Source organism: Streptococcus sp. 27098_8_113, assembly GCF_041432545.1.
Taxonomy (GTDB): Bacteria; Bacillota; Bacilli; order Lactobacillales; family Streptococcaceae; genus Streptococcus.
Genome location: NZ_JAPVZU010000001.1, coordinates 166,656 through 192,461, shown reverse-complemented (window position 1 = coordinate 192,461; position 25,806 = coordinate 166,656). Strand labels below are relative to the sequence as shown.

35 protein-coding genes and 1 tRNA gene are annotated in these 25,806 nt (G+C 40.9%); 7 read left to right on the top strand and 29 right to left on the bottom strand.

The features are described from left to right. Nucleotides 1-78: 78 nt before the first annotated feature. The 11 genes from O3644_RS01010 to O3644_RS00960 form a co-directional block, all read right to left on the bottom strand. Nucleotides 79-678, bottom strand: a complete 600-nt coding sequence (locus tag O3644_RS01010; RefSeq protein ID WP_048766451.1) for a response regulator transcription factor — start codon at nucleotides 676-678, stop codon at nucleotides 79-81. Further along, nucleotides 675-1,781: a sensor histidine kinase gene (locus tag O3644_RS01005; protein ID WP_048766453.1), complete on the bottom strand. Its 1,107-nt coding sequence runs from the start codon at nucleotides 1,779-1,781 to the stop codon at nucleotides 675-677. The genes O3644_RS01010 and O3644_RS01005 overlap by 4 nt, the downstream gene beginning before the upstream one ends. Before the next feature lie 4 nt (nucleotides 1,782-1,785). Further along, nucleotides 1,786-2,520: an ABC transporter permease gene (locus O3644_RS01000; RefSeq protein ID WP_048766455.1), complete on the bottom strand. Its 735-nt coding sequence runs from the start codon at nucleotides 2,518-2,520 to the stop codon at nucleotides 1,786-1,788. A gap of 12 nt (nucleotides 2,521-2,532) precedes the next feature. Continuing rightward, nucleotides 2,533-3,408: an ABC transporter ATP-binding protein gene (locus tag O3644_RS00995; protein ID WP_048766458.1), complete on the bottom strand. Its 876-nt coding sequence runs from the start codon at nucleotides 3,406-3,408 to the stop codon at nucleotides 2,533-2,535. A 183-nt stretch (nucleotides 3,409-3,591) separates the two neighbouring features. Beyond that, nucleotides 3,592-3,768 (bottom strand): hypothetical protein, encoded by a 177-nt coding sequence (locus O3644_RS00990; protein ID WP_193388954.1) that lies wholly within the window; start codon nucleotides 3,766-3,768, stop codon nucleotides 3,592-3,594. A 147-nt stretch (nucleotides 3,769-3,915) separates the two neighbouring features. Next, the gene (locus O3644_RS00985) at nucleotides 3,916-4,506 is read right to left on the bottom strand and encodes an SP0191 family lipoprotein (RefSeq protein ID WP_048766462.1); all 591 of its coding nucleotides are present in this window, start codon (nucleotides 4,504-4,506) and stop codon (nucleotides 3,916-3,918) included. 263 nt (nucleotides 4,507-4,769) lie between these two features. Continuing rightward, a complete protein-coding gene (locus O3644_RS00980; RefSeq protein ID WP_371594834.1) occupies nucleotides 4,770-6,434 on the bottom strand; it encodes a DAK2 domain-containing protein in 1,665 nt (554 codons plus the stop codon). 2 nt (nucleotides 6,435-6,436) lie between these two features. Continuing rightward, nucleotides 6,437-6,802: an Asp23/Gls24 family envelope stress response protein gene (locus O3644_RS00975; RefSeq protein ID WP_005591747.1), complete on the bottom strand. Its 366-nt coding sequence runs from the start codon at nucleotides 6,800-6,802 to the stop codon at nucleotides 6,437-6,439. A gap of 145 nt (nucleotides 6,803-6,947) precedes the next feature. Beyond that, nucleotides 6,948-7,136 carry a 50S ribosomal protein L28 gene (rpmB, locus tag O3644_RS00970; RefSeq protein ID WP_001140948.1) on the bottom strand — a complete coding sequence of 63 codons (189 nt, stop codon included), beginning with the start codon at nucleotides 7,134-7,136 and terminating at the stop codon, nucleotides 6,948-6,950. 135 nt (nucleotides 7,137-7,271) lie between these two features. Further along, on the bottom strand, nucleotides 7,272-7,937 hold the full coding sequence (locus tag O3644_RS00965) for a hypothetical protein (RefSeq protein ID WP_371594833.1): 666 nt from the start codon (nucleotides 7,935-7,937) through the stop codon (nucleotides 7,272-7,274). A gap of 5 nt (nucleotides 7,938-7,942) precedes the next feature. Beyond that, nucleotides 7,943-8,389 carry a LytTR family DNA-binding domain-containing protein gene (locus O3644_RS00960; RefSeq protein ID WP_015605723.1) on the bottom strand — a complete coding sequence of 149 codons (447 nt, stop codon included), beginning with the start codon at nucleotides 8,387-8,389 and terminating at the stop codon, nucleotides 7,943-7,945. A 403-nt stretch (nucleotides 8,390-8,792) separates the two neighbouring features. Here O3644_RS00960 and O3644_RS00955 point away from each other — a divergent pair, with 403 nt between their 5' ends. Continuing rightward, nucleotides 8,793-9,056, top strand: a complete 264-nt coding sequence (locus tag O3644_RS00955) for a SemiSWEET family transporter (RefSeq protein WP_005591744.1) — start codon at nucleotides 8,793-8,795, stop codon at nucleotides 9,054-9,056. A gap of 52 nt (nucleotides 9,057-9,108) precedes the next feature. Here the strand turns inward: O3644_RS00955 and O3644_RS00950 are convergent. Beyond that, nucleotides 9,109-9,181, bottom strand: a tRNA-Thr gene (locus O3644_RS00950). A 214-nt stretch (nucleotides 9,182-9,395) separates the two neighbouring features. Here O3644_RS00950 and O3644_RS00945 point away from each other — a divergent pair. The 4 genes from O3644_RS00945 to O3644_RS00930 all read left to right on the top strand — a co-directional run bounded on the left by O3644_RS00945 (nucleotide 9,396) and on the right by O3644_RS00930 (nucleotide 11,257). Continuing rightward, a complete protein-coding gene (locus O3644_RS00945; RefSeq protein ID WP_048792275.1) occupies nucleotides 9,396-9,848 on the top strand; it encodes a DUF3290 family protein in 453 nt (150 codons plus the stop codon). Continuing rightward, nucleotides 9,848-10,477 carry a DUF421 domain-containing protein gene (locus tag O3644_RS00940; RefSeq protein ID WP_371594832.1) on the top strand — a complete coding sequence of 210 codons (630 nt, stop codon included), beginning with the start codon at nucleotides 9,848-9,850 and terminating at the stop codon, nucleotides 10,475-10,477. Before O3644_RS00945 ends, O3644_RS00940 begins: the two co-directional genes overlap by 1 nt. A 136-nt stretch (nucleotides 10,478-10,613) precedes the next feature. Then, nucleotides 10,614-10,817: a CsbD family protein gene (locus O3644_RS00935; protein ID WP_048766472.1), complete on the top strand. Its 204-nt coding sequence runs from the start codon at nucleotides 10,614-10,616 to the stop codon at nucleotides 10,815-10,817. A gap of 122 nt (nucleotides 10,818-10,939) precedes the next feature. Continuing rightward, nucleotides 10,940-11,257: a hypothetical protein gene (locus tag O3644_RS00930; protein WP_371594831.1), complete on the top strand. Its 318-nt coding sequence runs from the start codon at nucleotides 10,940-10,942 to the stop codon at nucleotides 11,255-11,257. 5 nt (nucleotides 11,258-11,262) lie between these two features. Here O3644_RS00930 and O3644_RS00925 read toward each other — a convergent pair whose 3' ends face one another. The 11 genes from O3644_RS00925 to O3644_RS00875 form a co-directional block, all read right to left on the bottom strand. Next, nucleotides 11,263-11,760: a GNAT family N-acetyltransferase gene (locus O3644_RS00925; protein ID WP_371594830.1), complete on the bottom strand. Its 498-nt coding sequence runs from the start codon at nucleotides 11,758-11,760 to the stop codon at nucleotides 11,263-11,265. Between the two features lie 26 nt (nucleotides 11,761-11,786). Continuing rightward, on the bottom strand, nucleotides 11,787-12,836 hold the full coding sequence (locus O3644_RS00920; RefSeq protein WP_371594829.1) for a DUF389 domain-containing protein: 1,050 nt from the start codon (nucleotides 12,834-12,836) through the stop codon (nucleotides 11,787-11,789). Further along, on the bottom strand, nucleotides 12,833-13,156 hold the full coding sequence (locus O3644_RS00915) for a potassium channel family protein (protein WP_001253404.1): 324 nt from the start codon (nucleotides 13,154-13,156) through the stop codon (nucleotides 12,833-12,835). Before O3644_RS00915 ends, O3644_RS00920 begins: the two co-directional genes overlap by 4 nt. A 13-nt stretch (nucleotides 13,157-13,169) precedes the next feature. Further along, on the bottom strand, nucleotides 13,170-13,511 hold the full coding sequence (locus O3644_RS00910; RefSeq protein ID WP_000397556.1) for a hypothetical protein: 342 nt from the start codon (nucleotides 13,509-13,511) through the stop codon (nucleotides 13,170-13,172). Next, entirely contained in the window at nucleotides 13,436-13,738 is a 303-nt protein-coding gene (locus tag O3644_RS00905) for a TMEM175 family protein (RefSeq protein ID WP_004240734.1), read from the bottom strand. The genes O3644_RS00910 and O3644_RS00905 overlap by 76 nt, the downstream gene beginning before the upstream one ends. A gap of 353 nt (nucleotides 13,739-14,091) precedes the next feature. Further along, nucleotides 14,092-14,484, bottom strand: coding sequence for a 30S ribosomal protein S9 (gene rpsI / locus O3644_RS00900; RefSeq protein WP_002902303.1), 393 nt, complete (start codon nucleotides 14,482-14,484; stop codon nucleotides 14,092-14,094). 18 nt (nucleotides 14,485-14,502) lie between these two features. Continuing rightward, complete coding sequence (gene rplM, locus O3644_RS00895; RefSeq protein ID WP_003026230.1) at nucleotides 14,503-14,949, bottom strand: 50S ribosomal protein L13; 447 nt, start codon at nucleotides 14,947-14,949, stop codon at nucleotides 14,503-14,505. 183 nt (nucleotides 14,950-15,132) lie between these two features. Continuing rightward, nucleotides 15,133-15,996 carry a DegV family protein gene (locus O3644_RS00890; RefSeq protein WP_148888643.1) on the bottom strand — a complete coding sequence of 288 codons (864 nt, stop codon included), beginning with the start codon at nucleotides 15,994-15,996 and terminating at the stop codon, nucleotides 15,133-15,135. A 143-nt stretch (nucleotides 15,997-16,139) separates the two neighbouring features. After that, entirely contained in the window at nucleotides 16,140-16,784 is a 645-nt protein-coding gene (locus tag O3644_RS00885) for a hypothetical protein (protein WP_371594828.1), read from the bottom strand. Next, nucleotides 16,784-17,515 (bottom strand): 23S rRNA (guanosine(2251)-2'-O)-methyltransferase RlmB, encoded by a 732-nt coding sequence (gene rlmB / locus O3644_RS00880; RefSeq protein WP_125371120.1) that lies wholly within the window; start codon nucleotides 17,513-17,515, stop codon nucleotides 16,784-16,786. Before rlmB ends, O3644_RS00885 begins: the two co-directional genes overlap by 1 nt. A gap of 613 nt (nucleotides 17,516-18,128) precedes the next feature. Continuing rightward, the gene (locus tag O3644_RS00875; protein ID WP_185774117.1) at nucleotides 18,129-18,497 is read right to left on the bottom strand and encodes a hypothetical protein; all 369 of its coding nucleotides are present in this window, start codon (nucleotides 18,495-18,497) and stop codon (nucleotides 18,129-18,131) included. 216 nt (nucleotides 18,498-18,713) lie between these two features. Between O3644_RS00875 and O3644_RS00870 the strand changes: the two genes are divergently transcribed. After that, entirely contained in the window at nucleotides 18,714-19,604 is an 891-nt protein-coding gene (locus O3644_RS00870) for a helix-turn-helix domain-containing protein (protein ID WP_371594827.1), read from the top strand. 174 nt (nucleotides 19,605-19,778) lie between these two features. On the opposite strand, the gene tig is transcribed toward O3644_RS00870, so the two are convergent. The 5 genes from tig to truA all read right to left on the bottom strand — a co-directional run bounded on the left by tig (nucleotide 19,779) and on the right by truA (nucleotide 24,038). Further along, a complete protein-coding gene (tig, locus tag O3644_RS00865) occupies nucleotides 19,779-21,062 on the bottom strand; it encodes a trigger factor (protein WP_149555912.1) in 1,284 nt (427 codons plus the stop codon). Between the two features lie 427 nt (nucleotides 21,063-21,489). Next, nucleotides 21,490-22,053 (bottom strand): TIGR01440 family protein, encoded by a 564-nt coding sequence (locus tag O3644_RS00860; RefSeq protein ID WP_371594826.1) that lies wholly within the window; start codon nucleotides 22,051-22,053, stop codon nucleotides 21,490-21,492. Nucleotides 22,054-22,065: 12 nt separating this feature from the next. Continuing rightward, nucleotides 22,066-22,548, bottom strand: coding sequence for an ECF transporter S component (locus O3644_RS00855; RefSeq protein ID WP_371594825.1), 483 nt, complete (start codon nucleotides 22,546-22,548; stop codon nucleotides 22,066-22,068). Then, nucleotides 22,538-23,299, bottom strand: a complete 762-nt coding sequence (locus O3644_RS00850) for a bifunctional hydroxymethylpyrimidine kinase/phosphomethylpyrimidine kinase (RefSeq protein ID WP_149555909.1) — start codon at nucleotides 23,297-23,299, stop codon at nucleotides 22,538-22,540. The genes O3644_RS00855 and O3644_RS00850 overlap by 11 nt, the downstream gene beginning before the upstream one ends. After that, nucleotides 23,289-24,038 carry a tRNA pseudouridine(38-40) synthase TruA gene (truA, locus tag O3644_RS00845; protein ID WP_149555908.1) on the bottom strand — a complete coding sequence of 250 codons (750 nt, stop codon included), beginning with the start codon at nucleotides 24,036-24,038 and terminating at the stop codon, nucleotides 23,289-23,291. Before truA ends, O3644_RS00850 begins: the two co-directional genes overlap by 11 nt. Before the next feature lie 121 nt (nucleotides 24,039-24,159). Here truA and O3644_RS00840 point away from each other — a divergent pair, with 121 nt between their 5' ends. Continuing rightward, nucleotides 24,160-24,627: an NUDIX hydrolase gene (locus O3644_RS00840; RefSeq protein ID WP_149555907.1), complete on the top strand. Its 468-nt coding sequence runs from the start codon at nucleotides 24,160-24,162 to the stop codon at nucleotides 24,625-24,627. A 27-nt stretch (nucleotides 24,628-24,654) separates the two neighbouring features. Here O3644_RS00840 and O3644_RS00835 read toward each other — a convergent pair whose 3' ends face one another. Then, nucleotides 24,655-25,806 carry an FtsX-like permease family protein gene (locus O3644_RS00835; RefSeq protein WP_371594824.1) on the bottom strand — a complete coding sequence of 384 codons (1,152 nt, stop codon included), beginning with the start codon at nucleotides 25,804-25,806 and terminating at the stop codon, nucleotides 24,655-24,657.

Sequence of the window (25,806 nt, the reverse complement as noted above, 5' to 3'; positions counted from 1 at the left end):
ATCGCGGATGTTTTTTTTCATTCTGATTGAAAAAGATAAGAAAATCCCGCTAAATCCGAATGTAGCGAGATAATTATTTTATATCCATCCTTGTTCTTGAGCAATCCGGACAGCTTCCGTACGATTGTCAGCTGCTAGCTTGGTCAGGATGGCCGACATATAGTTACGAATAGTTCCATTTGATAAATAGAGTTTTTCAGCAATTTCTTTATTAGAAAGCCCAGTTGCTGCTGCCTCTAAGACTAGAAGCTCCTGATGAGAGAGGGGATTTTTATGAGTCATCAGCACTTCCATAAGTTCAGGTGAGTATTCTTTCTGCCCAGCCAAGACCGTGTGAATAGTTTTCATCAGATCCGCAATGCTACGTTCCTTGAGTACATAGGCATCCACATCCGCCTTAACCGCTCGCTCAAAATAGCCTGGACGCTTAAAAGTTGTCACAATGATAACCTTGACAGTTGGCTGGTATTCCTTGATCCATTCTAGGACATCCAGCCCTGTCTGATAAGGCATTTCTACATCCAAGATAGCCACATCGACTGGATTGGTCTTAAGTAGCTCAATAGCTTCACGACCGTCTGCCGCTTGAGAAACACTAGCAACATCCGGCTGCAACTGCAAGAGCTGGCTAAGGGCATCCCGCAGCATACTCTGGTCTTCTGCTAATAATAACTTCATCGCTCGTCTCCTCTAATCCTATATGGCAAGCGCACGAGAATAATGGTTGGCTTGTGATTGCTGATGACCTCCACGCTACCATCAAGCCCCTCCAAGCGCTCACGTACCGAATGCAAGTCTTGGCCCGTCACTTGCTTAAAGCCTCGGCCGTCATCTTCAACTTCCAATATTAAATCTCGATCCTGACTATACAAATCAATCCTGGACTTCTCGGCCTCCGCATGCTTGATAATATTGGTTGCTAATTCCAATAAAATCATACTAATTGTAAACTGCATTTCCGTAGGGATACTGGCTACATTGAGCTGATTATGAAGCTCCAAGTCAATAGCACTCATTTCCAGCATGGTTCGGATTGTATTTAATTCTTCATCCAGCGTCCGCGTCTTGAGATTGTCTACAATCCGTCGAACATCAGCCATGGCCTGCTTACTGATCCGTCGCACTTCCTCCATCTCTTTCTCCGCCTGCTCATAAGCCTTCATTTGTAGGAATTGCTGGGCCAGCTCCGTCTTGACACTAAGCATGGCAAAGGTATGTCCCAGACTATCGTGTAAATCCCGTCCGATTCGATTGCGCTCATTTTCCGCTAAGAAAAGATTGAGCTGGGCATTTTGCTTGCTTTTTTCTTCCTTAAGCTGTTCAGCAACTTGGATACGGTGCAGACCCAGCGTCAAGAAATCCGAAAAGAGAAAGGTCGTTGAGAAAAAGACCAGATAGCCAGTGTTCAATTGATGTTGCAGATACAACCCGACTAGAAGAGCCGGTTGTATAGCTAAGAAACTCCAAAAGCGCCAAGATGTAAAGGAAATTTCCTTATAATGATAAACTAGAAGATTGGACAAATAAAAAATATACCACACGAAGCCCACACTCAGCCAAATGGGAGTATAAAAAATGTAGGCAAGCATGATCCACCAGGACAGAGCCTGGTAGAAAGGCTTTTTCTCTGTGAGGATGGTATAGTAAGCCCCTATAAACAATGCTGTCCAAAGCAAAGTCAAAAGCGGGTATTCACCGCTGATGACACCCGCTATTGGAAAGATGATAAAGACCAGAGAAATATGAAACATATGATGTATGTTTTTGAACTTTTCCCACATAGAATTATTTAACCTCAATCCGTTTTTTGAGCTGAAGGACTAAAATGCTAAAGAAAATGGTATAGACCAGGACGATTAGCATGGCAGAAAGATTCCAGTCATGGTGTTCCAAATAGGCAGAAACCACCTGCATGAGCTGGTAACTCGGAGTTAGCTTGCCGATAGATTGCAACCAGTCTGGAAACATAGTCAGTGGAAACCAAAGCCCACCCAAGACCGCTAAAGCCATATAAACGATATTGCCTACGACCGACATAAGCTGGGCACTGGGCAGGAGACTGACCAAGACGCCCATGGCGATAAAGACCAGACTACCGATCAAAAGAATCAGTGCAATCATTAGCCAGTCCATCATGGGCACATTGACTCCACGAACGAAATGTCCGACAGAGAAGACCACGATAATGGAAAGCAGAAAGGTCAACAAAGTACTGAAAAGCTTGGATATATAATATTCTACCATAGAAACGGGCGAATGCTGAATCATTTTTTGCCAGTTATTGGTCTTGTCCGACTGCAAGGTACTGGGAATACTGAAAAAAGCACTGGACATGATACTAAAAACGGTCATAGAAAAGAGGTAGGTATGGAGCGCAAGCGTCGGTACATCAGAACCTGACATTATCCCTGAAAAGATCAGATAGAACACGCTGGGCAGACCGATAGAGAGCAGGTAGTAAGCCGCCTGCCGCTTCATCAAAATCAACTCCATTTTCATTAAACTAACCATATTTTTCATGATGTTTCTCCTTTACTCTTGTGTCGTCTCAAAAATGCTATCCAGCAGGGTGCGATTGCGGACTTCGATTTCTTCAATCGTACAGCCATGCTCCTGCAGAATTTGCCAGACCTGACTGGCATCCTTGGTCGCAAAGGATAAGGCCTTTTGCTTGATTTCAATCTCTGTCACACCAGCTATCTTTTCCACAACTTCTTTATAGGAAAGGGGCAGGGTGAAGTGCTTTTCCTGCTCTTCCTTGCGCATGGCATAAGGCGTGGTATCGCGGATTAGCTCTCCCTTATGGAGCACCAAAATCCTATCAGCCGTATGCTCCACTTCTTCAATATAGTGGGAAGAATAGACAATAGTCACGCCTTGCTTCTTGAGCTGATCCACAATTTCCCAGAAGTGCTGGCGGGTCGAGGTATCCATAGCCGATGTCGGCTCATCCAAGAAGAGAATCTTTGGACGGCCAATCAAGGCTAAAATAAAGGAGAAGAGGCGTTTTTGACCACCAGAGAGCTTGGAAGCTAGCTGGTTCTTTTGCTTGTCAGAAAAGCCCAACAAGGCATCGATTTCCTCTTCAGACAAGCTGTTAGGATAGATAGAGCGAAAGAAAGCGAGGAGTTCCTTGACTTTCAAATCCCCCACCACTGTATTTTCCTGAGGCAAAATGGCAACCATCTCTTTCAAACGATTATCCGTTGGCTTTAAGCCTTGAACCAGTGCTTGACCAGAAGTCAGGAATTTATCGCCTAGGAGACAATCCATCAGAGTTGTTTTACCAGCTCCGTTGGGGCCAATCAGAGCCACACAATCCCCTTCTTCAATGTCAAAGGAAATGTGACGCAAGATTTCCTTCCCCCGAATGCTTTTAGATAGCTTTTTCACTTCAATCAATTTCATGATCTTCCTCCTTAATAAAATCATAGATGAGCGGCCAGATGACAAAGACAACTAGAATCACTCCCCCTACTCCTATATAAAATTGCCGGGGTAGAAATTCCAACAGAAAACCCGGTATCATCTGAAAACACCATACACCCATTGCAACTCCAATGAATAAGATGGACAAGTATTTTTTCATTTCTACTTTCCCCTTTTGCTTAACTTAGCCACTTCCTTTAGGACGTAGCTAGCCATTCCCAAGCTAGCGAAAATCTCCCAAGGAAAGCGGTAAAGAGCTGCTCCGCTCATTCTCGCCAACTGATAAAACATCATCCCAACTAGACTCAAGACTGCTACCTTTATCAACCATATTTTCATGTAACTACTCCCTATTTCTTCATTTCTTACTTGTATTATAAAACTTCCTGCATCTTCCGACTAGATGATTTTGTCACTAGACCATATGACAAATGTCACGGTTTCTAGGCAGCAAAAAAAGACGAGATAACTCGCCTTTATACACTCTTATTCTTCTTTCAAGCCGCCTAATTTCATACCTAAAATAAACATTGAAGGAGAGGTGTCTTTTATGTCATTAAGTCCCAAGTCTTTAAAGAAAGATAGGCTTGCTGCTTTCGCTACATCCATTTTCTCAAAATCCAGATCAACTATGGCCTGTAATTTCTTATCAGCTGTTACGGAGTATTCAATCGTCACTCCCTCCATATTCTTAGCTTCCACATAGTTTGGTTCTGATTCCATTCCTTCTCGAATAATAGCGGTCATTTCCTCTGGGCTCATAGTAGCTGCAGCACCACTGGCTTCTTCTGGCAAATTACTCAACAGCTCCATTCGAAGTTTCAAGAGTTTGTCTCCTCGATAGGTCACCGTATCACGATGATGGATGCCTTTGAGGTCTCCGACCAAGGTTTTAGAGACAATAGCTGTACTTTCAGAAGAAGCACTCGTAGAGGAGTCACTTGAGCTGGAACTTGAGCTCGTTTCAGCGACTCTTGATTCAGCTGGAACCTTTGGACGATGCTTGCCAAATTTCGGAACTACACATCCTGTCAATAATACAGAAGCAGAAATAACTAGAATAAATAACTTTTTCATAGTACACCTTTTCTTTTTATTTTTTCCAGTATACCATAATGCCACTATCTTGTCTAAATCTTGCATATAAAAAAATCAAAGAGGCTGGGGCAAAAGTCCTAGCCTCTCAATTGCCTTTGGATTGTCGAGCAAAGACGCAGTGGTTGAGTGGGCTCTACTACGCTGATTTCATCAACTTTTACAGCCCTACTCAACTGTGCGGAGGTGGGACGACGAAATCGAATTCTAACGAATTACCGATTTCTGTCCTACTCCCAAATAAATTATTCTACACTAAAAATATATGGATAAACTGGCTGATTTCCTTGGTGGATCTCAACTTCTAGATCTTCATATTCTTCCATCAGATCTTGAGCCAAGCCATTTGCCAATTCCTCGTCACCATCTTCGCCGATATAAATGGAAACAATTTCACTGTCCTCATCCAACATCTTCGCAAAGGTTGCCTTCAGAGTTGTTAACATATCTGGATTGGACACAAGGATTTTGCCATCAACCATGCCCAAGTTATCATTTTCATGGATTTCGAGGCCATCAATGGTCGTATCACGAACTGCAGTCGTAATGCTACCGCTGACCACGTCGCTCAAGGCAGCTGTCATTCGCTCATGGTTCTCTTCGATTGTTTTTCCACTATCAAAGGCCAAAAGACTTGTCAAACCTTGAGGAAGCGTACGTGTCTCAATGACAGTCGTCGGTTGCTCAAGCACTTCTGCCGCAGATTGAGCCGCCATGAAGATATTTTTATTGTTTGGCAAGAAAATGATATTGCGCGCATTCACCTGGTCAACAGCCTTGATAAAGTCCTCTGTAGAAGGGTTCATAGTCTGACCACCAGAAATGATATAGTCCACACCCTGAGCCTTGAAGATTTCAGCAAGACCATCACCAGCTACTACGGCGATAATAGCGTATTCTTTTTCTTCAGCTGGCTTGCTTGCTTTTTCTTCCTTCTCAAGCTGGGCTTCGTGCTGGTTACGCATGTTGTCCACTTTTACCTTGACAAGGCTACCATACTTCAGTCCCTCTTGCATGACCAGACCTGGATCTTCTGTATGGACGTGCACTTTCACGATTTCATCATCATTAACTACCAGCAAGGAATCACCAAGCTCATTCAAATAATTACGAAATTCATCATAGTCAAAGTCCTTGACATAGGTTGGTCCTTGCTTCAAAGCCACCATGATTTCTGTACAATAACCAAAAGTGATATCTTCTGTCGCCACATGGCCTGCTACAGATTTGTGGTGTTCAGCATTGATCATCTCAGTCATCGTAGCCGGAGTCGCTTGGAAATCTTCTGATGCGATGTATTCGCCAGTCAGGGCAGAAAGGAAGCCTTCATAGATAAAGACCAAACCTTGACCACCAGAGTCCACAACACCAACTTCCTTGAGAACTGGCAACATATCTGGCGTTTTAGCAAGGGCAGCCTTTGCTCCTTCAAGAGCCGCTTTCATAACTTCGACAGCATCATTTGTCGCTTCAGCTTTCTTTTTAGCACCGATGGCCGCACCACGAGAAACAGTCAGAATTGTTCCCTCAACTGGCTTCATAACAGCCTTATAGGCTACTTCTACACCAGACTGGAAGGCAAGAGCCAAAGCTTGTCCATCAAGCTCATCTTTGCCTTTTACGCTTTGCGAAAAACCACGGAAGAGCTGCGACGTGATAACGCCAGAGTTCCCACGCGCACCCATCAAGAGTCCCTTGGCAAAGATAGCGGCCACTTCACCAACTGTTGAAGCTGACTTATCAGCTACTTCTTTGGCACCATTTTCAATGGTCATGCCCATATTCGTTCCTGTGTCACCATCTGGAACTGGGAAAACATTTAAAGAATTGACATACTCAGCCTGTTTATTTAAACGAGTTGATGCCGCCTGCACCATTTCTTGAAATAAACTAGTAGTAATATTTGACACGATTATTCTCCTACAACTTTAATATTTTGGATATAGACATTCACTGTATGGGCAGTGATCCCAAGTTGATTTTCCAAACTAAACTTAACGCGTTCTTGGATATTTTTGGAAACTTCACTGATTTTAATGCCGTAGCTCAAAACGGTATAAACATCAACTGCAATACCACCATCCTCAGACGTTTTTACTACCACACCCTTGGCATAGTTTTCTTTACCCAAAAGAGCTTGAAAGTTATCTTTAATTGCATTTTTGCTAGCCATTCCAACCACACCAAAAATTTCAGTTGCTGCGCCGCCAACGATTGTTGCAATCACGTCATCAGTCAGCTCAATTTGACCATCTTTTGTATTGATTTTTACAGTCATCACTTGTACCTCAAAAGTATTTTATAGTTTATTCTACCATATTTTATACAGGGTGTAAAAGAGGAAGGGCAGAAATAAACTGTCTAGTCTGAAAATTCAACAACAAAAAAGGGAAGGAATAAATCTTTCCAATCCCTTTCATGTATTAAACGCGTTCAACTTTACCTGACTTAAGCGCGCGAGCTGAAGCCCAAACTTTTTTAGGTTTTCCGTCGATCAAAACAGTAACTTTTTGAAGATTTGGTTTAACAGCGCGTTTTGTTTGGTTCATCGCGTGAGAGCGGTTGTTTCCAGATACAGTCTTACGACCTGTAAAGTAACATACTTTAGCCATTAGTGTGTTTCCTCCTATTAGATCTAATATTACGGATGTGCTAGCACCACATACCGTACTATATTATCAAAAAACTTGACGTTTGGCAAGTACATTTTCCCAAACTTTACAATTTCTAATCAATAATCCGTTTTCTTAGATATAAACAATCTTCAAAGAGCCAAAGGCGACGTTACCGCGCACATATAAAGTCTTGTCTTTTTCATTGACATTATGCGGATTGACCACTGTACCGAAAGCATTGTCCACATTTAGCTCTACTCGCCAGTTGCTTGGAATGTAAAGCACCGCACTGCCGAAAGATACTTCTACATCAAAACTAGCAGAATCACCTAAAATTCTGGCATTATCAAAATAGACGGCCGCACTGCCAAAAGCACACTCTACTTTATCATGGATAAAATTATCCGAGTTGATATAGCGAGTCCCACTGCCAAAGGAAATCTCTCCTTCCTTTGTAGACAAGCCCTTGCCAGACAAATAACGGACACCCCAGATTCTTCTCGGCTTAAAAATCATGTTAAGCCCAATGCAGGCCAAAATACCACCCATTATCAAGGTGCCTGTGGAGATAGCCAAGAAGTGGTAGACAGAATTAGCAATTATCAGAGCAATAATCATCATGATCAGAGCAGCCCCAAAATCTCGCTCCAAGAAATTTTCCAGGGCAAAATACGCAAACATGCCGACCAAAAGCAGGGGCCAGATATTAAAATTAAACATGGGAATACCAAAGTTTCCCTGAAGCAAAATCCAGCCGGCTAAAACCAAAAAACCGACGCCTAGAATTGTTTTTTTCATGATGATTACCTCACTTCACTTAACTTTTCTTTTAGTAGTTGATAATAATGCCTTGAAACATGCACTTTCTTATGCGTTTCAGAAAACTGAACGGAACTGGTACCCGAGAAAGACTTTTCTAGAGAATAAATCGCCCTAGCATTAGCAATGGTTGATTTGGAAATTCTGCAAAAATAGCGAGGCAGCAATTCCTCCAACTCATAGAGTTTCAACTTGACCTCATAGGCATCATTGCGCGCGTGAGCAAAGATTTTGGCTCCGTCCGTCTCGAAAAAAAGAATCTCCGCCAAGTCCACAAAATACTCACTATTTTCCTTATAAAAGAGAATGGCTGGAGCAGTCGCTTCATTCAAAGCATCTTGAATCTTCTGAATTCTCTCATCAATCCGCGATACTCGAATCACCAATTCTGTATCAGCCAAACGATCGTCTAGCTCAATTCGAACCTTCATAAGCACTCCTCCCCTTTTTCTATCTTCATTATAACAATTTCTTGAAAAGAAACAAGGGACTTTCAGTAAGTGGTCAATTTCGACTGGTAAGTGGTTGTTTTAAAAGATTGAAATGAAATAAAAAATCTTGAATTTTCCAAACATAAGGCTTCAAAGAAATTGATCATTACCCATTTTTATCAACACGACAATACTGATTTACTACTATTTCTATGATCATAAGCTCTCTATCCAGCCTAACATGGATAAATCGGGTATGAACAATTCTAACGCTACTTCTCAAACCACACTTGGCTCTTTCTCTTAGTTTTAGATAAAAACTAAAACTTATTCTCCATACTGGCTTACGTCTCATTTGACAATTTTTTCCGTTTTGATATAATGGACGTTCAGGAGGTATCGTATGTCAAAACAAAAAATTAATCGTTTTGTCGGATCTATTGGAGCTTTTATTGGAATTCTTGTATTCGTCGCTTATATTCCACAAATTATCGCAAACTTACAAGGATCCAAAGCTCAACCTTTCCAACCACTATTCGCAGCGGTTTCTTGCCTGATTTGGGTTATCTACGGTTGGACAAAAGAACCTAAAAAAGACTGGATCCTCATTATTCCCAATGCTGCGGGAGTGATATTAGGTGGCCTAACTTTTCTTACTTCTTTATAAGAATTATATAAACAAAACCAGCAACCCCATAAAAAGGTGCTGGTTTTCTTTCTGCCGATTGCAGGGATCGAACCTGTGACCTACGCGTTACGAGTGCGTTGCTCTACCAACTGAGCTAAATCGGCCTCTACCTGTCTCTTATTCTAGCACTCTGAAGGATTTTGTCAAGCTTTATTAGCAGTTTCAAAACTCGAATGAAGTGAAATATTCTACTTAGGAATATATAGCTTCCATCTTTCAAACAAGTTCTAGAAAACTTTATTTTTTCTATATAAAGCTATTGATGTAGCTGATTAATTGTTTTATAATAGCTTGAATTCAAAAAAAGTGAGGGATCTTATGAAATTCTATTCATATGACTATGTACTGAGTCAGATTAGCCAGCAGAATTGGGTGATGGTGATTATATCAGCCTGCTTGGTTTTAGTGACGGGATTTTTCGCCTTTAAGGCCTATAAAGATAAACGAGGAAGTAAGTTCCGTGAGTTATCCATTATTTCTATCTTGTCCCTAGTAGCCACTGTTTTGATTAGCATTACTAACTTCCAAAACAATCAGTCAAATGACAATCAATTCCGTAGCTCCTTGCATTTTATTGAGGTTGTCTCAAAAGAATTAGGCGTTGAGAAGGAAAAAGTCTACGTCAACACTTCAGCTACAACAGATGGAGCTATCATTAAGGTTGGCAAACAATTCTACCGTGCTATTAGCGGAACCGATCAGGATAGCTATTTATTGGAAAAAATGGAACTGTACAAATCAGACGTTGAACTCGTGGAGGTTGAAAAATAATGAGCTTTTTTATTACAATTGCAATTAAGTTAGCTTTGGGACTCGTTTCTCTCGTTTTTGTCATCAATATGACAGGTAAGGGAAATTTAGCACCAAGCTCTGCAACAGACCAAGTACAAAACTTTGTTCTCGGTGGCATTATCGGCGGGATCATCTACAATAGCTCCATTACTATCCTTCAATATGCAATCATCCTAATCATCTGGACTATTCTGATTTTGCTCTTAAAATGGCTGAACACCAATGTTTCCTACATCAAACACCTGATTGACGGGAAGCCAACTATTATCATCAAAAACGGCAAACTAGATCCTGAAGCCTGCCGTTCAAAAGGCCTATCCGCATCAGACGTCGCTCTGAAATTACGCTCCCAAGGAGGCTTCCAACTGAAAGAAGTCAAAAGAGCTGTCATCGAGCAAAATGGTCAATTGATTATCGTAAGAATTGGCGACGAAAATCCGAAGTATCCAATCATTACGGATGGAGTTGTCCAGCTTGAAATTTTAGAATCTATTGGTAAGTCAGAAGAATGGTTGATGACCGAACTCCAAAAAGAAGGCTTTGAAAATGTCTCCGATATCTTCATTGCAGAATATGACAAAGGCGAAATTAATGTCGTGACTTATTAAAAATGTTTTGTCATTTCGTAGCAGTTATTTGCTTTTTCTTAGTAAAGAGTCTATACTTGTATGTATTATCTCGCTTGAATGAGTATCAAACCGCATCCAACTTAGATAATACATTTAATAAAGGGAGGAAATTTCCATGTCAATCGAAGAAAAATTCAACCAAGCTAAAGGTTCTCTCAAAGAAGGATTGGGAAAACTTACTGGCGATACAAAAACTCAAGCAGAAGGCACTGCTGAAAAACTAGCTTCAAAAGCGAAAGAAGTTGCTGAAGACGCAAAAGGCGCTGTTGAAGGTGCTATCGCAGGCGTTAAAAACATTATCAAAAAAGACGAAGAATAATCATCGTCTATCGTTCTTATAGAAAAAACACTCTTATCCAATGCTTTTAGCAGAACTAGGGATGAGGGTGTTTTTCTATATTGCTAAGGCATCGATTTTTCAGAAGAGAACAAAAGCATCTCATGAATGTCAAACTGAGATTTTTTCTACGATCCTTTTATAAACTGGGATACACAGAAGCCACATTAATAAAGCAAGCTGGAGTTTCACTACAGCCTGTTTCTGGAGCCTTAACTCATAGTGATAAACAGGTAACAAAAGCATATGTAATTACAGCTGATATCGCTAATCAAACAATTCGTGAAAATTGCTTTTATAAATCTCAAAAAATGACTCAGAGAAATTTCCGGGAAACTCTTGACTTTTTAGAGCCAGAGAAAATTCTTGAATGTCCGCAAAGATTAATGACTCCATCGAGCCTGTCACTAAACTGGGAATGATGATGTTATAGATTCGTTATCTCAAACATCTCTGTATGAACCCACTCATTATTCATTTGTAGGTCATTTTCTATGTTCCTACTAAAGGTGAAACCATTTTTTAAAATCACTCTCTTAGAGGCAATATTATCCGTTGCCGTTCCCGCAATGATTCTATTTAAACCATAAGTATGAAATGCCTTGTCTAAAACAAGTTTAACCGCTTCGCTTGCATAGCCTAAATTAGTAACATTTTCTCCAATCCTATATCCAAGTTCTGCTGTTTTTCTATCGCTCCCTAAAATACTTAAATTGATTCTTCCAACCATAACGCCTTGCGAATCTCTAATAAGATGCATGTAGGCGTCGTGATTTTCTTGTTCCGTTAATAATTGCGCTGTAATTTCTTTAAAACCTTCTGGATCAAAATAGTTAGCTGGTCTGGGAGGCAAATTCCGCTCAAAATACTCCCGATTTTCTTTTTCAAAAGAATAGACATCTAGACTATTTTCTTCAGACAGCAACTCTAAACCTATTCAGTTCATCGTCCTCAATCCTTGTCTGCTTCATTTTCTTTTACGAGATCTTTTTGCGAATCCTTTTCAGAGAGTTTTTGATCGATATACTTGTCAATGGTTTCATAAAATTCCTTTGTCGCTTCACTATCTAATTTTTGCGAATTATTGACTTGATTGACTTTCAATTGAACAGATTCAATACCGTAAGAGGCTTGTTTTTGGTGAATTATTTCTAATTCTTCTTCTGAAATCGGGTCACCAACAATTGTCAAGACCAATTCATTGTCCCTTGACTTGTAGACTTGATTAATGACCGTATAATTGGCAAACTCTTTTCCTACAAACTGTTTGACACCTTCTTTTCGCGCTTGTTCTATAGTCAGAGTAACTGCCGAATAACCGGCTGGAACAACCAATAATACAATCAAAGATATCAAACCAATTTTCATTTTAATGCTTAGCTCTTTGAATGAAGTTAAGGGAGATTTTCTCATTAAAATTTTTGCTCCTATAATGTTGGCTAGCATTATAAAGACACAGTTAATCAAGAAAAGATAGAGAGCACCAAATAAAAATCGTACATTTCCATTAGCTAAACCATAGCCGGCAGTGCAGATAGGTGGCATCAGAGCTGTAGCAATGGCTACTCCTGGCACGATATTGTTTGCTTCTTTTTTCCTTGAACCAATGAAACCTGCTATCCCACCAGCAATAGCAATGAGAACATCCCAAATGGTTGGAAAGGTTCGTGCAATCAACTCGCTACTTGCATAAGATAAGGGAGAAATCCAGAAATACAGAGTCGATACAAGCAAACTGACCAATACTTGAGTAAATAAAACCTCTAGAGATTGCTTGATTAAACGCGTATCAAAAATAGCTAAACCAAACCCCAGTCCAACAATCGGTGTCATAAGAGGGGAAATCAACATGGCTCCAATAATGACAGCTGTTGAATTCATATTTAGACCTATAGAGGCAATAAAAATCGCACACATCAAAATCACTGTATCTCTTAATCGAACATGAAGGTCATCATATAATTTCTCACGGAATTCCCGTGTTGAATAATTGGCAGTCATTTGTCCTCTCCTCTTTCCTTATTTAAATCGGTATAATAATTAATAATAACAGCTGATAAACAGCCAAAAAATATGAGCCCATAAATCGTCAAGAAGACACTGGTAATCCTTCCAATCAAGGTCACAGCTAGGAGATCCCCGTAGCCGACAGTCGTCGAAGTCACAAAAGCATACCAAAGACCGTCTCCGTAATTTGTGATAGCAGGTTCAACTAGGAAAAGCACGCCTCCTGACCCAAAAACAAAGGTCACAAAACTCAGAGCAAACCGAGTAAAACCCGTAACCTGTATAATATGCCATAACATTTTTAAACGTCTCATTTGTTCTCCTTATTCATACTAGCTCCTGACCGAGCCGTTTTTTCCAATAATCAAAGTGAAGATAGGACATGATCTCCATCAGAGAAAGATAGACAAACTGATAGATCTGATTTAAGCTGATTATCAACTGATATTGTTTGAAAAATGACTGGAAGAAAGACCAGATATGACTGTCTTGAATCAGTCCCTTCTTAACATCAGACAGGATATTAGCTAAAGCTCCCAAGGACTGAAACGGTAAATCCTTGACATTTATATAGATCCGGTCCACCACATCATTCAGACTGGTATCTTGGATGGCATGAAATTCTCCAAAGAGAACTCCTGCCGCTCCAAGAGTAGAAACAAATTCCACCAAATAATTTCTGAGGAAATTTTCTCAACCTTTTCCCATAATGTGTTTAGTGCCATCCATAACGATCCCAACCAGAAAAAGGAAAGAAAACAAGCAAAGAAATTTTGCCGTAAATCCCAAAAAGCTTCAAGACTTGGTGTTGTTGGTTTTTCTAACTCTAAAATCAAGATGGTCATAATAATTGCTAGAACAGCATCTGTCAATACAATTAATCTGTCTTTCTTCATCGGATTGCATCCCCTTTCTTTTTTGTAACATTCTATCTTATCGCATAATATTGGATATTCTTTCATAATCCGACTACAAACAAAAATAAACCAAAAAGTCTGTCCCTATTATGCTATATTTAACTCTAGAAGTATTCATCCATCTAATTAATAAATATATCATATTTCACAATAAATGAATACTATCAAAGATTCATCCCCTTTCACTTCATCATTTAGTGTTGCTTAGATTTATCAAAAACAACCAAATTTGTATTAATTTCAAGTATCACCTAGTTACAAAAATTTGGGGTGAACAGAAAAAGCATCCCGTATTTTTGATACGAAATGCTTTCAATAAGTTTAAATAAGTTTTAACGTTTACTAAATTGTGATGCTTTACGAGCTTTTTTCAAGCCTGGTTTCTTACGTTCTACCATACGAGCATCACGAGTAAGAAGGCCTGCGCGTTTCAATGAATCGCGGAAGTCTGGGTCTACTTGAAGAAGGGCACGAGCGATACCGTGACGGATAGCTCCTGATTGACCAGCGTAGCCACCACCATCAACGTTTACGAAAACGTCGTATTGACCAACAGTTGAAGTAACTGCGAATGGTTGGTTGATAACCAAACGAAGGTCAGCGTGTGGGATGTACTCTTCAACATCTTTTTTGTTTACAGTGATTTTACCAGTTCCTGGAACAAGGCGAACGCGTGCAACAGCGTTTTTACGACGTCCAGTACCTGCATATTGTGCTTGTGACATACTTTATTGTTCCTTTCCTTAGATAAGTCCTGAAATATCAAGAACTTCTGGTTGTTGTGCAGCGTGAGTGTGCTCAGCGCCTACAAATACTTTCAACTTCATACCTTGAGCACGGCCAAGAGTATTGTGTGGAAGCATACCTTTAACTGATTTTTCGATCAAACGAACAGCGTTCTTAGAGCGAAGTTCACCAGCAGTGATAGACTTCAAACCACCTGGGTACATTGAGTGAGTGTAGTAAACTTTATCAGTTGCTTTTTTACCAGTCAATTTAACTTTTTCAGCGTTGATAACGATTACGAAGTCACCTGTATCAGTGTGTGGTGTGAATGTTGGTTTATTTTTTCCACGAAGTACGCTTGCTACAACTGCAGAAAGGCGTCCAAGAGGTACATCAGTAGCGTCTACTACATACCATTTGCGTTCAACTTCACCTGGCTTAGCCATGTATGTTGTTTTGTTCATGATTTCTCCTATATGAATATCGTTTTTGTTTACAGGGCGGATGTTCCGGTCCGCGGGTTATTTGAAAGGTTCCGGGGCCTTACAAATGGGGTAAACAATACCGCCTACTATCATACCAAATTTTCTAACCAAAAGTCAATATATTTGATGCAATTATTTATAAAATAACGATTTCATTTCCATTTAGTCTGAAAGTTCACTGCCAATGCTAAAGAGTCCTAGAGTACCTGGACCAGTATGCGTCGAAATAACCGGGCCGAGAGGCAGAATCAGGACTTCTGTAACCTGTCCAGAAGCCAACAGCTGCTCCTTGACATTTTCAGCGACTTCTTTTTCACCTGCATAGGCGACTACAACCCGTGGATCAGAAATCGTCTCTAAGGTCATCCGAACCACCTCAGCCTGCGCCTTCTTCTTGCCCCGCACCTTAGCGACCGAATCCAGACTTCCGTCAGCTGTCACTGCGATGATGGGCTTGATATTGACCAAGCTTCCCATAAGAGCCGCTGCCTTAGAAATACGGCCACCCCGCATGAGGTGGTTGAGGTCATCTACTAAGAAATAGGTCTGGACTCTAAGCACTAGACTTTGGAGCAAGTCTGCCGTCTGCTCCAGACTTTGACCTGCCGCTCTCGCTTCTGCAGCCTTCATGACCAAGAGGCCTTCACCCATCGAAGCTGCCTTGGTATCAAGGATGGTGATGATCGCCTCAGGATAATCCTCTAAGACCATCTCCCGCGCCATGACCGCACTTTGGTAGGTTCCAGACAAGGCTGAAGCAAAGGCCACATAGAGAACTGCTGTGCCCTCCTGAGCATACTGGCGGAAAACATCTTCAAATTGGCCGACATTGATCTGGCTGGTCGTCGGCTTGCTGCCAGACTCCATCTTGGCTAAAAGCTGCTCACTAGTCAACTTATCTGGTCCGACTGTCTCATAGGTTTGCCCGTCCAGCTGAATAGTCAAGCCCAGAACCTGCACATCATGTTCTTGGGTCCAGCTTTCTGGCAGGTCTGCCGTCGAATCCGTTAAAATTTTAAAGGTCATCTTTTTTCTCCATCATTTTTTAGTTACCAAAGAGAAGGCTGCTCCATGGACATCAGCGGGTTAGTAGTGGTGATTTGCCTACCACCATATCGGGACTAGCTATTGGAAATCGCTTGCTTCTTAGGAAAGCTAGTTGCGCTCGGTTAGTCTAAAACAGGACTAACACCTTGAAAGCCTTTCAAATCAAAATTATATTGGAAATATTCATCTTGTGAATTTTTTAAAATAAGGTTTGCTTTGCCATTAAGCAATTCAATACAAGTCCATTCCCCATCTAAACACTCAACATCATATTTTTTATCTTCTAAAAATAAATTTGTTAATTGTCCTTCTGGATATTTATTTTGAAAAGAAACCATCCCAGAGTTATCACTTCGGTAAGCAAGCACAGGAACTTCCACTTTTTGATTTCCCATATAAAAGGAACTCATACACCTCTTTTCAGCAAGGCACTCATATTTTCCTTTTACATAATTCACAATCTCTTTATTTAAAATTGTAGAAAAATTGAGAATGCTGATGAGATTCGCCTTATCACTGGATAAAGTTTCTACCTCAATTAGGTATTTCAAAGCGCCATTTACCTGACTTCCTTGACCGTATAAATCCGTGCAATTCAAGGAATATTGGGTCAATAAATCCTCTAAGGGATACTGATCTGCTTCCTCAGTGATTTCAAAGCAAAAGCAATAATTATCTTCTCTTTTATTATGGTAGATATCATAAATGATTGGCTCAAACGTTTCTGTTTGATATTTTTCTAACGCATAAGCTCCTAGTACTTGCATTAGCCCACCCGATTTCTAAAGACTTCATACATGAGAATGGCCGCTGCGACGCTGGCATTGAGGCTTTGGACATGGCCATTCATGGGAATAGTCAGCATCTCATCCACCTGCTTCTTGATGTTGCTGGAAATGCCCTTACCTTCGTTGCCAATGATGAGGGCTAGCTTGCCAGCCGTATTCCACTTATGAACAGGCGTCCCCTGCATATCCGTCCCAAAAATCCAGAAGCCAGCTTCCTTGAGCTTGTCCAGGGTCTGGCTGAGATTGGTCACACGGGCAATAGGAATATGCTCGATAGCCCCCGTAGAGGTCTTGGCCACAACTGGTGTCACGCCGACTGCTCGGTGCTTAGGAATGATCACTCCCGTCACATTGGTCGCGTCAGCCGTACGTAAGATAGAGCCCAGATTATGCGGGTCTGTCAAGCCATCCAAAATCAACAGCAGAGGATTCTCTTCCTGCTCCGCTTTTTTCAAAACATCCGCCAAATCTGCATAGGCAAACTCTGATACCCGCAAGACAAAGCCTTGGTGAACGGCTCCATCCGTCATCTCCTGCAAGGTTTTCTTGGGTGTCCAAGAGATAGAAACCTTCTTTTCTGCCGCCAAATCTTTCAGCTTACTCACGTTTTTGCCACGCAAGTCGTCCTGAATGTAAAGTTTATTTCCCGTATTGGCCATCAAGGCCTCGGTCACAGCATGCACGCCGTAAACAATATCATTTTTTTCCATACTAACAGTATATCACAAGCTCCCCAAAAAAATCTGTCTAAAAGCTAAATATCTCTCTATGACAGCCTAGCATTTCTCAGCAATCAGCAAAAAACTTCATTTTGTTATCCTATTTATTTTTGAAACAATTCCCTATTTGAGACCTAGAAACAAGCTAGACTAGCCAGTTCCTCTAGCCGTTTTCCAAACAGAAAGAAATACTCCCTCATCAGACACTTACTTTTGTCCAACAGCTATCTCAAGTATCATTTACCTTAAAAACTAAAGGAAAGTGACCGACCGAGGCCTAGATTGCCATGAATCTATAGGAAAAGTGACCAGCCGAGGCCTAGAATACCAAGAAACTATAGGAAAAGTAGCCAGCCGAGGCCTAGATTGCCACGAATCTATAGGAAAAGTGACCAGCCGTGACCTAGGTTGCCATGAATCTATAGGAAAAGTGACCAGCCGAGGCTTAAGCTAGACATACTTCCTCTAACCAGTCACTCCAAGAGGTCAAGCTTTTTATCATAGAGCCCAAAATCTAAACATACGACAAAAGAAGTTCCACTTTTCAGTGGAACTTTTCTCTCTAATTCAACAACCAGCAATTAACATCAGCAGGCTGTATAATTTAGTTATTCTTAAGTGCTTCTTTGATTTCACCAACTGTTGCGGCAACACTTTTATCTTGGAAAGATTTTAATTCTTTATTGCCATTCTCATCGATTGTCTCTACTGGATTACTGTAGTCATCTGTAGAGCTAGTTGTAAAACCACCTGATTTGTCTGCAATGATCAGTTTACTGTCTGATAAACCTGAAAAGTAGTCATTAATTTCTTTTTCAGATTTACCTTTTAGTAAATTCTTATAAATTGAAATCGTCTGATTTTCGTTTGTTTTACCGATTGTTGTTTCTGCAATAACTGGTTTCAGCAAAGCATATGAAGCAATTCCTAATGCTACGACTGATAAAGTTAACAGCATCTTTTTCTTAGCCATTTTTTGACCTACTTTCTTATTTCTAAGTTCTATATTCTACACAGTTCTCTAGCCTAACATAGAGTTTAGTAAGAATATATAAGAAAATGACACAACATAATTTACGACTTGAAATTTTTTATATTTCTTTGCATTCCTCCTTACTAAATTATATAATGTAGTCAGAATCATGTAGTATTGTTTTAACTATTTTCAAGTTTTTTTGGAGATTATGATATGAGATATGATTTTGGAAAAGTTTATAAAGAAATTAGAAAGTCTAAAAACCTCACTCAGTCAGATGTGTGTGGCAATGTACTGTCTCCTACAACACTCTCTAAGATAGAGAATGGGCTTGTCGTTCCAAAGTATGAGAACATGGCTTTTTTACTTCAACAAATTAATATGAGCTTTGATGAATTTGATTATATTTGCAATCTTTACCATCCTAGCGAGCATACCCAACTATTAAATCAAATCAGCAATATCCATTCAATTAGTGGAGTAGGAGAACTCGAAACAATTTACAAAAAATGTGAATCTTATCTAAAAACTCATTGGGATATCTCTATCCAAAAATTGCACCAATCCTTGACAGTTATACTTCAAATCAGAAAGAATGGAATTTCAAACAGAGATAAGGTGACACAAGATATCGTTGACATTTTATGGAACGATCTAAAACACCATGACACATGGTACGCATCAGATTTCAACATTTTAAACTCCATTCTTTTTGTCCTTCCTACGGAGACTATTCTAGATACCACTCAATTAATTCTTCACAGACTAGAAAAATACTCTGATTTCCAAAATATCCTTCCTATAAAGTTAGCCCTTCTATCAAATTTGTCTACCTTTTATTTTTATTACAAACATTTTCCGATGTGCAGTCATATTTGTTCGATTGTTATTAAAACAGCAAAATTACTTAAACGGTATGATGCAATTGCATTTCATTCGGCCAGAATCGGAATTTGTGATGCTGATGAAGAACTAATACAAAAAAATCTTGAAATATTACGTTTACTAGAGGAGGATGAGTTATTAAAAATTATTGAAAACGAAATAGCTGCATTTCATGCTATTGAAGCATCAAACGAAATGGGTATTCCATGGATGTTGTGATATGAGCTCTATAATTTTTACAGTGGTTCACTCCTTGTAGGAATTGTAGAGCTTATTTTAATTTAGAGATTAGCTTTCCTATTTTTAAACTATCCCTCCAACATCAAAAAAGAGAGAACAAATCGTTCTCTCTTGTGCTTGCATTTGTCACCCACTAGGGCTGACTAGAAGCTATTATTTTACTTTAGCAGTGCTTGTGATGACTTCAACTGCTTTTTTAACAGCGATATCATGTTTAAGCATTTCTTCTGAAAGCAATTGGCGAACGCGGTCTGCTTCCATGTTGTAGTCTGTTGCCAATGAAGTGATTTCTGCTTCAACTTCTTCAGCGCTAGCTTCAAAGCCTTCTGCTTTCGCAACTGCTTCTACAACAAGGTTCGTCTTAGTGCGTGCTGCAGCATCTGCTTCATATTGTTTGTGAAGGTCTTCTTGAGTTGTACCAGTGATTTGGAAGTACATATCAGGAGAGATACCTTGACGTTGCATGTTGCCGAGGAATTCGTTGACAGCGCGATGAACTTCTTCGTGAATCATTTCTTCTGGAAGATCAACGATTTCTGCATTTTCTACTGCAAGGTCGATCGCTGCTGCTTCAACTGCATCGTTGTAAGCTGCTTCTTTGGCTTCTGCTAATTCTTTACGGTATTTTTCTTTCAATTCAGCAAGAGTTTCAACTTCTTCGTCGATGTCTTTTGCAAGTTCATCATCAAGAGCTGGAACTTCTTTTTCTTTTACTTCATGGATTGTTGTAACGAATTTTGCTTCTTTACCAGCAAGGTTAGCTGCTTGGTAGTCTTCTGGGAAGGTTACAACAACGTCTACTGTTTCACCAGCTGAGTGACCAACCAATTGGTCTTCGAAACCTGGGATGAATTGACCTGAACCGAGTCCAAGTGAGAAGTTGTCGCCTTTTCCACCGTCAAATTCAACACCGTCAACAGAACCAACAAAGTCGATGACAACTGTATCACCTTCAGCTGCTGCTCCATCTTTCAGAACCAATTCAGCCAAGTTGTTGCGTTCACGTTCAATGCGCTCATCAACTTCAGCATCAGTCACTTCCTTAGAAACTTCTACAGATACTTCAAGGTCTTTGTAAGCACCCAATTTCACTTCAGGTTTTGTCACAACTTCAGCAGTGATGACCCAGTCTTGGCCTTTTTCCATTGAAGTCACATCAATTTTGGGTTGTGCAACCACTTCAAGACCAGCTTCTTTTACAGCTGCTTCATAAGCCGCTGGAAGCAATGCATTCAAGACATCTTGATAAAGTGATTCTTCACCAAAACGTTGGTTGAAGACTGGACGAGGAATATGACCTTTACGGAAACCTGGTACAGCAATATTCTTCTTAACTGCATTAAAAGCACGATCCAAAGCAGGTTTGATTTGGTCTTGACCGATAGTAAAAGTCAATACTCCACGATTTGTTTCTTTGTTTTCAAATGATACAGACATTCTGTCAGTTCTCCTTCAAATTTTTTACATACAATCCATTATAACATAAGTAGCAGTTTTTTCAAGAGACACCTTTTATTTTTCGCCTTTTTCCCCTTTCATAGGCTGAAATCTTAGCCACTTTTTGCTCTTTTTTGACCATTGGCCCAGCTCTTAGCAGACAATATTCTCCTATCATTGTCGATTCACTTCCTTTGCCAGCATGAGAAGCGACAGGCAAAGTCTACCATTTGGGAAAAGAGAGTAGGACAGAAATCGGTCATTCGTTAGAATTCGATTTCGTCGTCCCACCTCCGCACATTTGAGTAGGGCTGTAAAAGCTGATGAAATCAGCGTAGTAGAGCCCACTCAACCACTGCGTCTTACTCGACAATCCAAAGACAATTGAGAGGCTAGGACTTTTGTCCCAGCCTCTTCTCCTCTTCTACTAAGATTTTCGAATTCTATCCTCAATATAAGAGGCTCTGGCTCCGCCAATCAACTTGGGACGACTGGCAAGGGCGGTAACGTGAGCCTGACCCAAACTGCGCAGTTGAGGGCGAATAGGAACCTGAACATGCTTGACATGCATGCCAATCGCCGTATCTCCCACATCCAAGCCAGCATGGGCTGTGATGAACTCAACCTCCACAGGATCTTCCATATAGTCAAAAGCTGCTAGCTGGCCACTTCCGCCTGCATGGAGGCTGGGCAGGACATTGACAATTTCTAGGTCTTTCTTTTCTGCCAATTCTCGTTCCACAACCAAGGCACGATTGAGGTGCTCACAGCCTTGAACGGCCAAGTAAATTCCCCGTGCTTGCAGAATATCTAACAAGGTCTTGACAATGACCTGACCGACTTCCCTGCTGGAATGCTGGCCAATGTGTCCCCCCATGACTTCACTAGAAGATAGACCTAGGACAAAAATATTTCCCTTGACCAAACCCGCCTTGTCCAAGACATCTGTAGCGATCTGTCTGGTCTCCTTTTCAAGCTTCTCTAAATCCATCTCTTACCTCACTTACTCTGGCTGAACGGCTCTTTTCAAGACAAGGGGAAAAGCTCTGTAAAGGGCATAGCCGACCACCAAACCAAAAATATTTTGCATGACATTGCCCCAAATAGCTGCGATAGCTGCACCTGGTCCACTCAAGATGCTACCAAAGAGAGCATAGCCGCCGACCATGGCAAGTCCAGCCAAGAGTAAACCGATATAACGCTGCTTGCCAGTTAAGCCAGCAAAGTAGCCTTGAAGGCCATGGCAGATGAGGCTGAAGACCATCCACTGAGGATAGCCCGCCACTAAGTCAATCAAGAGACCAGACAAGCCCCCAACCAAGGCTCCTTCCTTACGACCAAAATAAAATGCGGTAAAGTAAATCCCTGCATCTAGCAAGGTTAGAAAGCCAGTTGGCGTAGGGATTTTGAAAAAATTCCCAAAAACAATGGATAGGGCTGTAATGACAGCCAGCAAAGCGATTTTTCTTGTCTGATTATTTTTCATATTGAATAACTCCATATTGATCTGAGCGCTGAATGGCGCGGTAAACAAAATCTTTTGAATAGTTGACGGCTTCAAGAGGTGATTGACCTGCCAAAAGCTGACTAGCTATGCTAGAAGCGAAAGTACAGCCAGCTCCTGTATTATTATTTGGTAAAACAGGGCTTTCCAGTAGCTGAAAGTTTTTGCCATCGTAAAATAAATCAAGGGCCCGATCTTGGCTGAAACGATTTCCTCCCTTGATTACGACATTTTGAGCTCCTAGTTCATGGAGGGTCACAGCCGCAGCCTTGAGATCATCCAAAGTCCTTATCTCCGACTGAGTCAAGATCTCTGCTTCTGGTAGATTGGGCGTGATAATGGTCGTATAAGGGAAAAATTTGATCAATTCATCACGAAGAGCCGACACTTCCACATCGTGGGTCTCCTTACAGACTAGGACAGGGTCTAGCACGACTGGTATGCCCGTTTGCTTTTTGATGAAGCCCAGAGCCTGATCTGCAATGGCAACCGTCGGTAACAAGCCTAACTTGATAGCCGAAAACGGCACATCTTTTAGCGAAGAGAGTTGCTGCTCAAAGACCTGCTCGTCGGTCGGAAGAACTTCAAATCCCTTGTCCGTCATCGCAGTCAAGCATGTCACCGCTACAAAACCATGCAGGCCATGGACCGTATAAGTAGCCAAATCCGCATGAAGACCACCACCACTAAAAATATCATTGCCAGAAAGGGCTAAAATCAACTTATTCTTCATAAATAATCTCCTTTAGATAAAGACCATTAGGTGCTGCAGTTGGCCCAGCTAGCTGCCGATTCTTTTCTTCTAAAATCCGTTCGATTTGGTTGACTGGCATCCGCTTATTTCCAATCTTAAGCAAGGTTCCCACCATGTTGCGGATTTGCTTATAGAGAAAGCCATTGCCCGAAAAAGTAAAGACTAGAAAATTACGTTGCGCATCAAAAGTCAGACTGGCCGTTGTAATCGTGCGAACCTTATTTTCCACACTGGTACCCGAGGCTGTAAAGCCTGTAAAATCATGCGTTCCCTCCAAGGCTTTAATGGCCTGCTCCATCAGAGGAATCTCCAAAGGATAGGGATAGTGGGTCGCATAGTGACGCATCATCGGATTTTTTGGACGACCAATATCCACCAGAAACTCATAGGTCTTGCTATGTGGATTGTAACGGGCATGGAAATCTTCCGTCACTTCCTCCACAGAAATGACATCTATATCCTCTGGCGTCTGGGTATCTAAAGCAAACCGCAGCTTTTCTTCATCCCTAGCTGACGGGAGGTCAAAGTGAATGACCTGCCCAAGCGCATGAACGCCGCTGTCGGTCCGACCAGCTCCGTGGATGACAATAGGCTGACCTTTGTTGATAAGAGTTAAGGTTTTTTCGATTTCTTCCTGAACGCTCCGAGCATGAGGCTGGCGCTGAAAGCCAGCAAAGTCATGCCCGTCGTAGGAAATAAGGGCTTTATAACGAGTCATGTCCTTATTTTAACAGGAAAAAAAGCCTGTCGCAAGAGAGAAAGAATATAACTGTCTGGGTACAGAAAGCATTGACAGAAAGAGCGAAATCAAGTAAACTAAAAAACGCAAGGAGGACACTATGGCAAAGGATATTTCTTATACCCAAGGGCAGGAGCGCTTTCGCTATCGGACTGCTGCACTCATCATTGAGGAGGAAGCCCTCTGTGTCATATCCTCTCCTAGCGAAGACTATTTCTATTCAGTAGGAGGGGCAGTCAGATTTGGAGAGACCTCCGAAGAAGCTGTCCAGCGAGAAGTTTTCGAAGAAACTGGGCAAAGGTATGAGATTGAGAAGCTGGCTTTTGTTCATGAAAATTTATTTTCAAACTCAACAGGCATCCTCAAAGGGCTAGATTGTCATGAGATTTGCTTCTATTACCTGATGAAGTCTCACGGTAAGCAATTTGACTACCAACATAACCAAGAACAAGTCTATTGGATTCCCCTGACAGACTTGGAAAACTATAAAGTTTTTCCAAAGGAAATCACACACATCCTCAAGCACCTCCAGACAGGCATCCAGCATATCATCAGTAAAAAAGAATGAAGTAAACAGCATCACTTCATTTTTTCTTTATTCTCCTAACATGACCTGCTTAATAGTCAGTTGATCCAGCCTCCTGCTGGATAAATAGATTAAACCTTCATAAACTAAGACAAAGACTAGCAAAGTCATCAGGCAGACTCCAAAATCAAAATCATAGTCAACTTTCTGAGCTATTGATTTTTCCATCAATCTGAGTAAAAGCTGCATAATCCCGTATTGATAGCCCGTTCCTAAGACAAAGCCCAAAAAAGCAAGAATACGATAAGGAGCAAATAAACTCTTATGGCACTCATTTCTGCTATAACCAAAAACCTTCATAATAGCTAGGGTTTCTTGATTTTCCTGCAGGAGTACTCCCAGCGACAGATAGAGGATTGCCACTGACAGGACAGTACCGATTGACATCATCATGCTCTGAATGGTCTCATCTGTCAATTCTTTCATACTAAATGATAGCTGAATCATAGCTGAAAAGCACATCGAACCAAAAATGACAAAGAATATTAATAATTTTCTAGACCAGAGCAGGCTGGCAGAAAGGTCTGTTAAAAAGGGACGGTCTTTCCTTATTTTCTTTCCTACTTTCCTTTTTGGTGACTTTTTACGAGAGCTGACCCGCTTGAGCAAGTCTAGAGCAGGCAAACGTAGACAATAACTAGCATAGAGGACAGCTAAAGCAGCAAATGCAAGAGTCGGCAAGACAACGAGAAACAAGAAGAGGGGCCAATGTTGCCGGATGGTAATTTCAGGCAAAACTCCGCTTTGATTACGCAACTGATAAAAATGTGGCATCATGACAAACGAAGAGAAGTAGCCAGTGCCTGTTCCCAAACCAATTGGAAGACTAAAAAGCCAAAACTTTCGAGCAATTTCCCAGTTTTTATAGCCCAGAGCTTTTAAAACTCCTAATTCTGGCTTATGCTGGTCAATAAATTGCCGAATGTAAAAGAAGAGAAGGAGTATCGATGTTAGGGATAAAACAGCTCCGCTAATTGATGCAATTAACCAAGAAATCGCAACTTGAGCATCGTAAACAGCTCGAATCTCAGGCAACCAATTTGTTTGATCTAGTAAACGGATATCCAGATAAAAATTTAGGAAGAGATTGGTCACAAAGACCGCACAAAAGCTAATAACTGATACAACGACTAGTCTATACAAATCTTTTATTGAAAACAT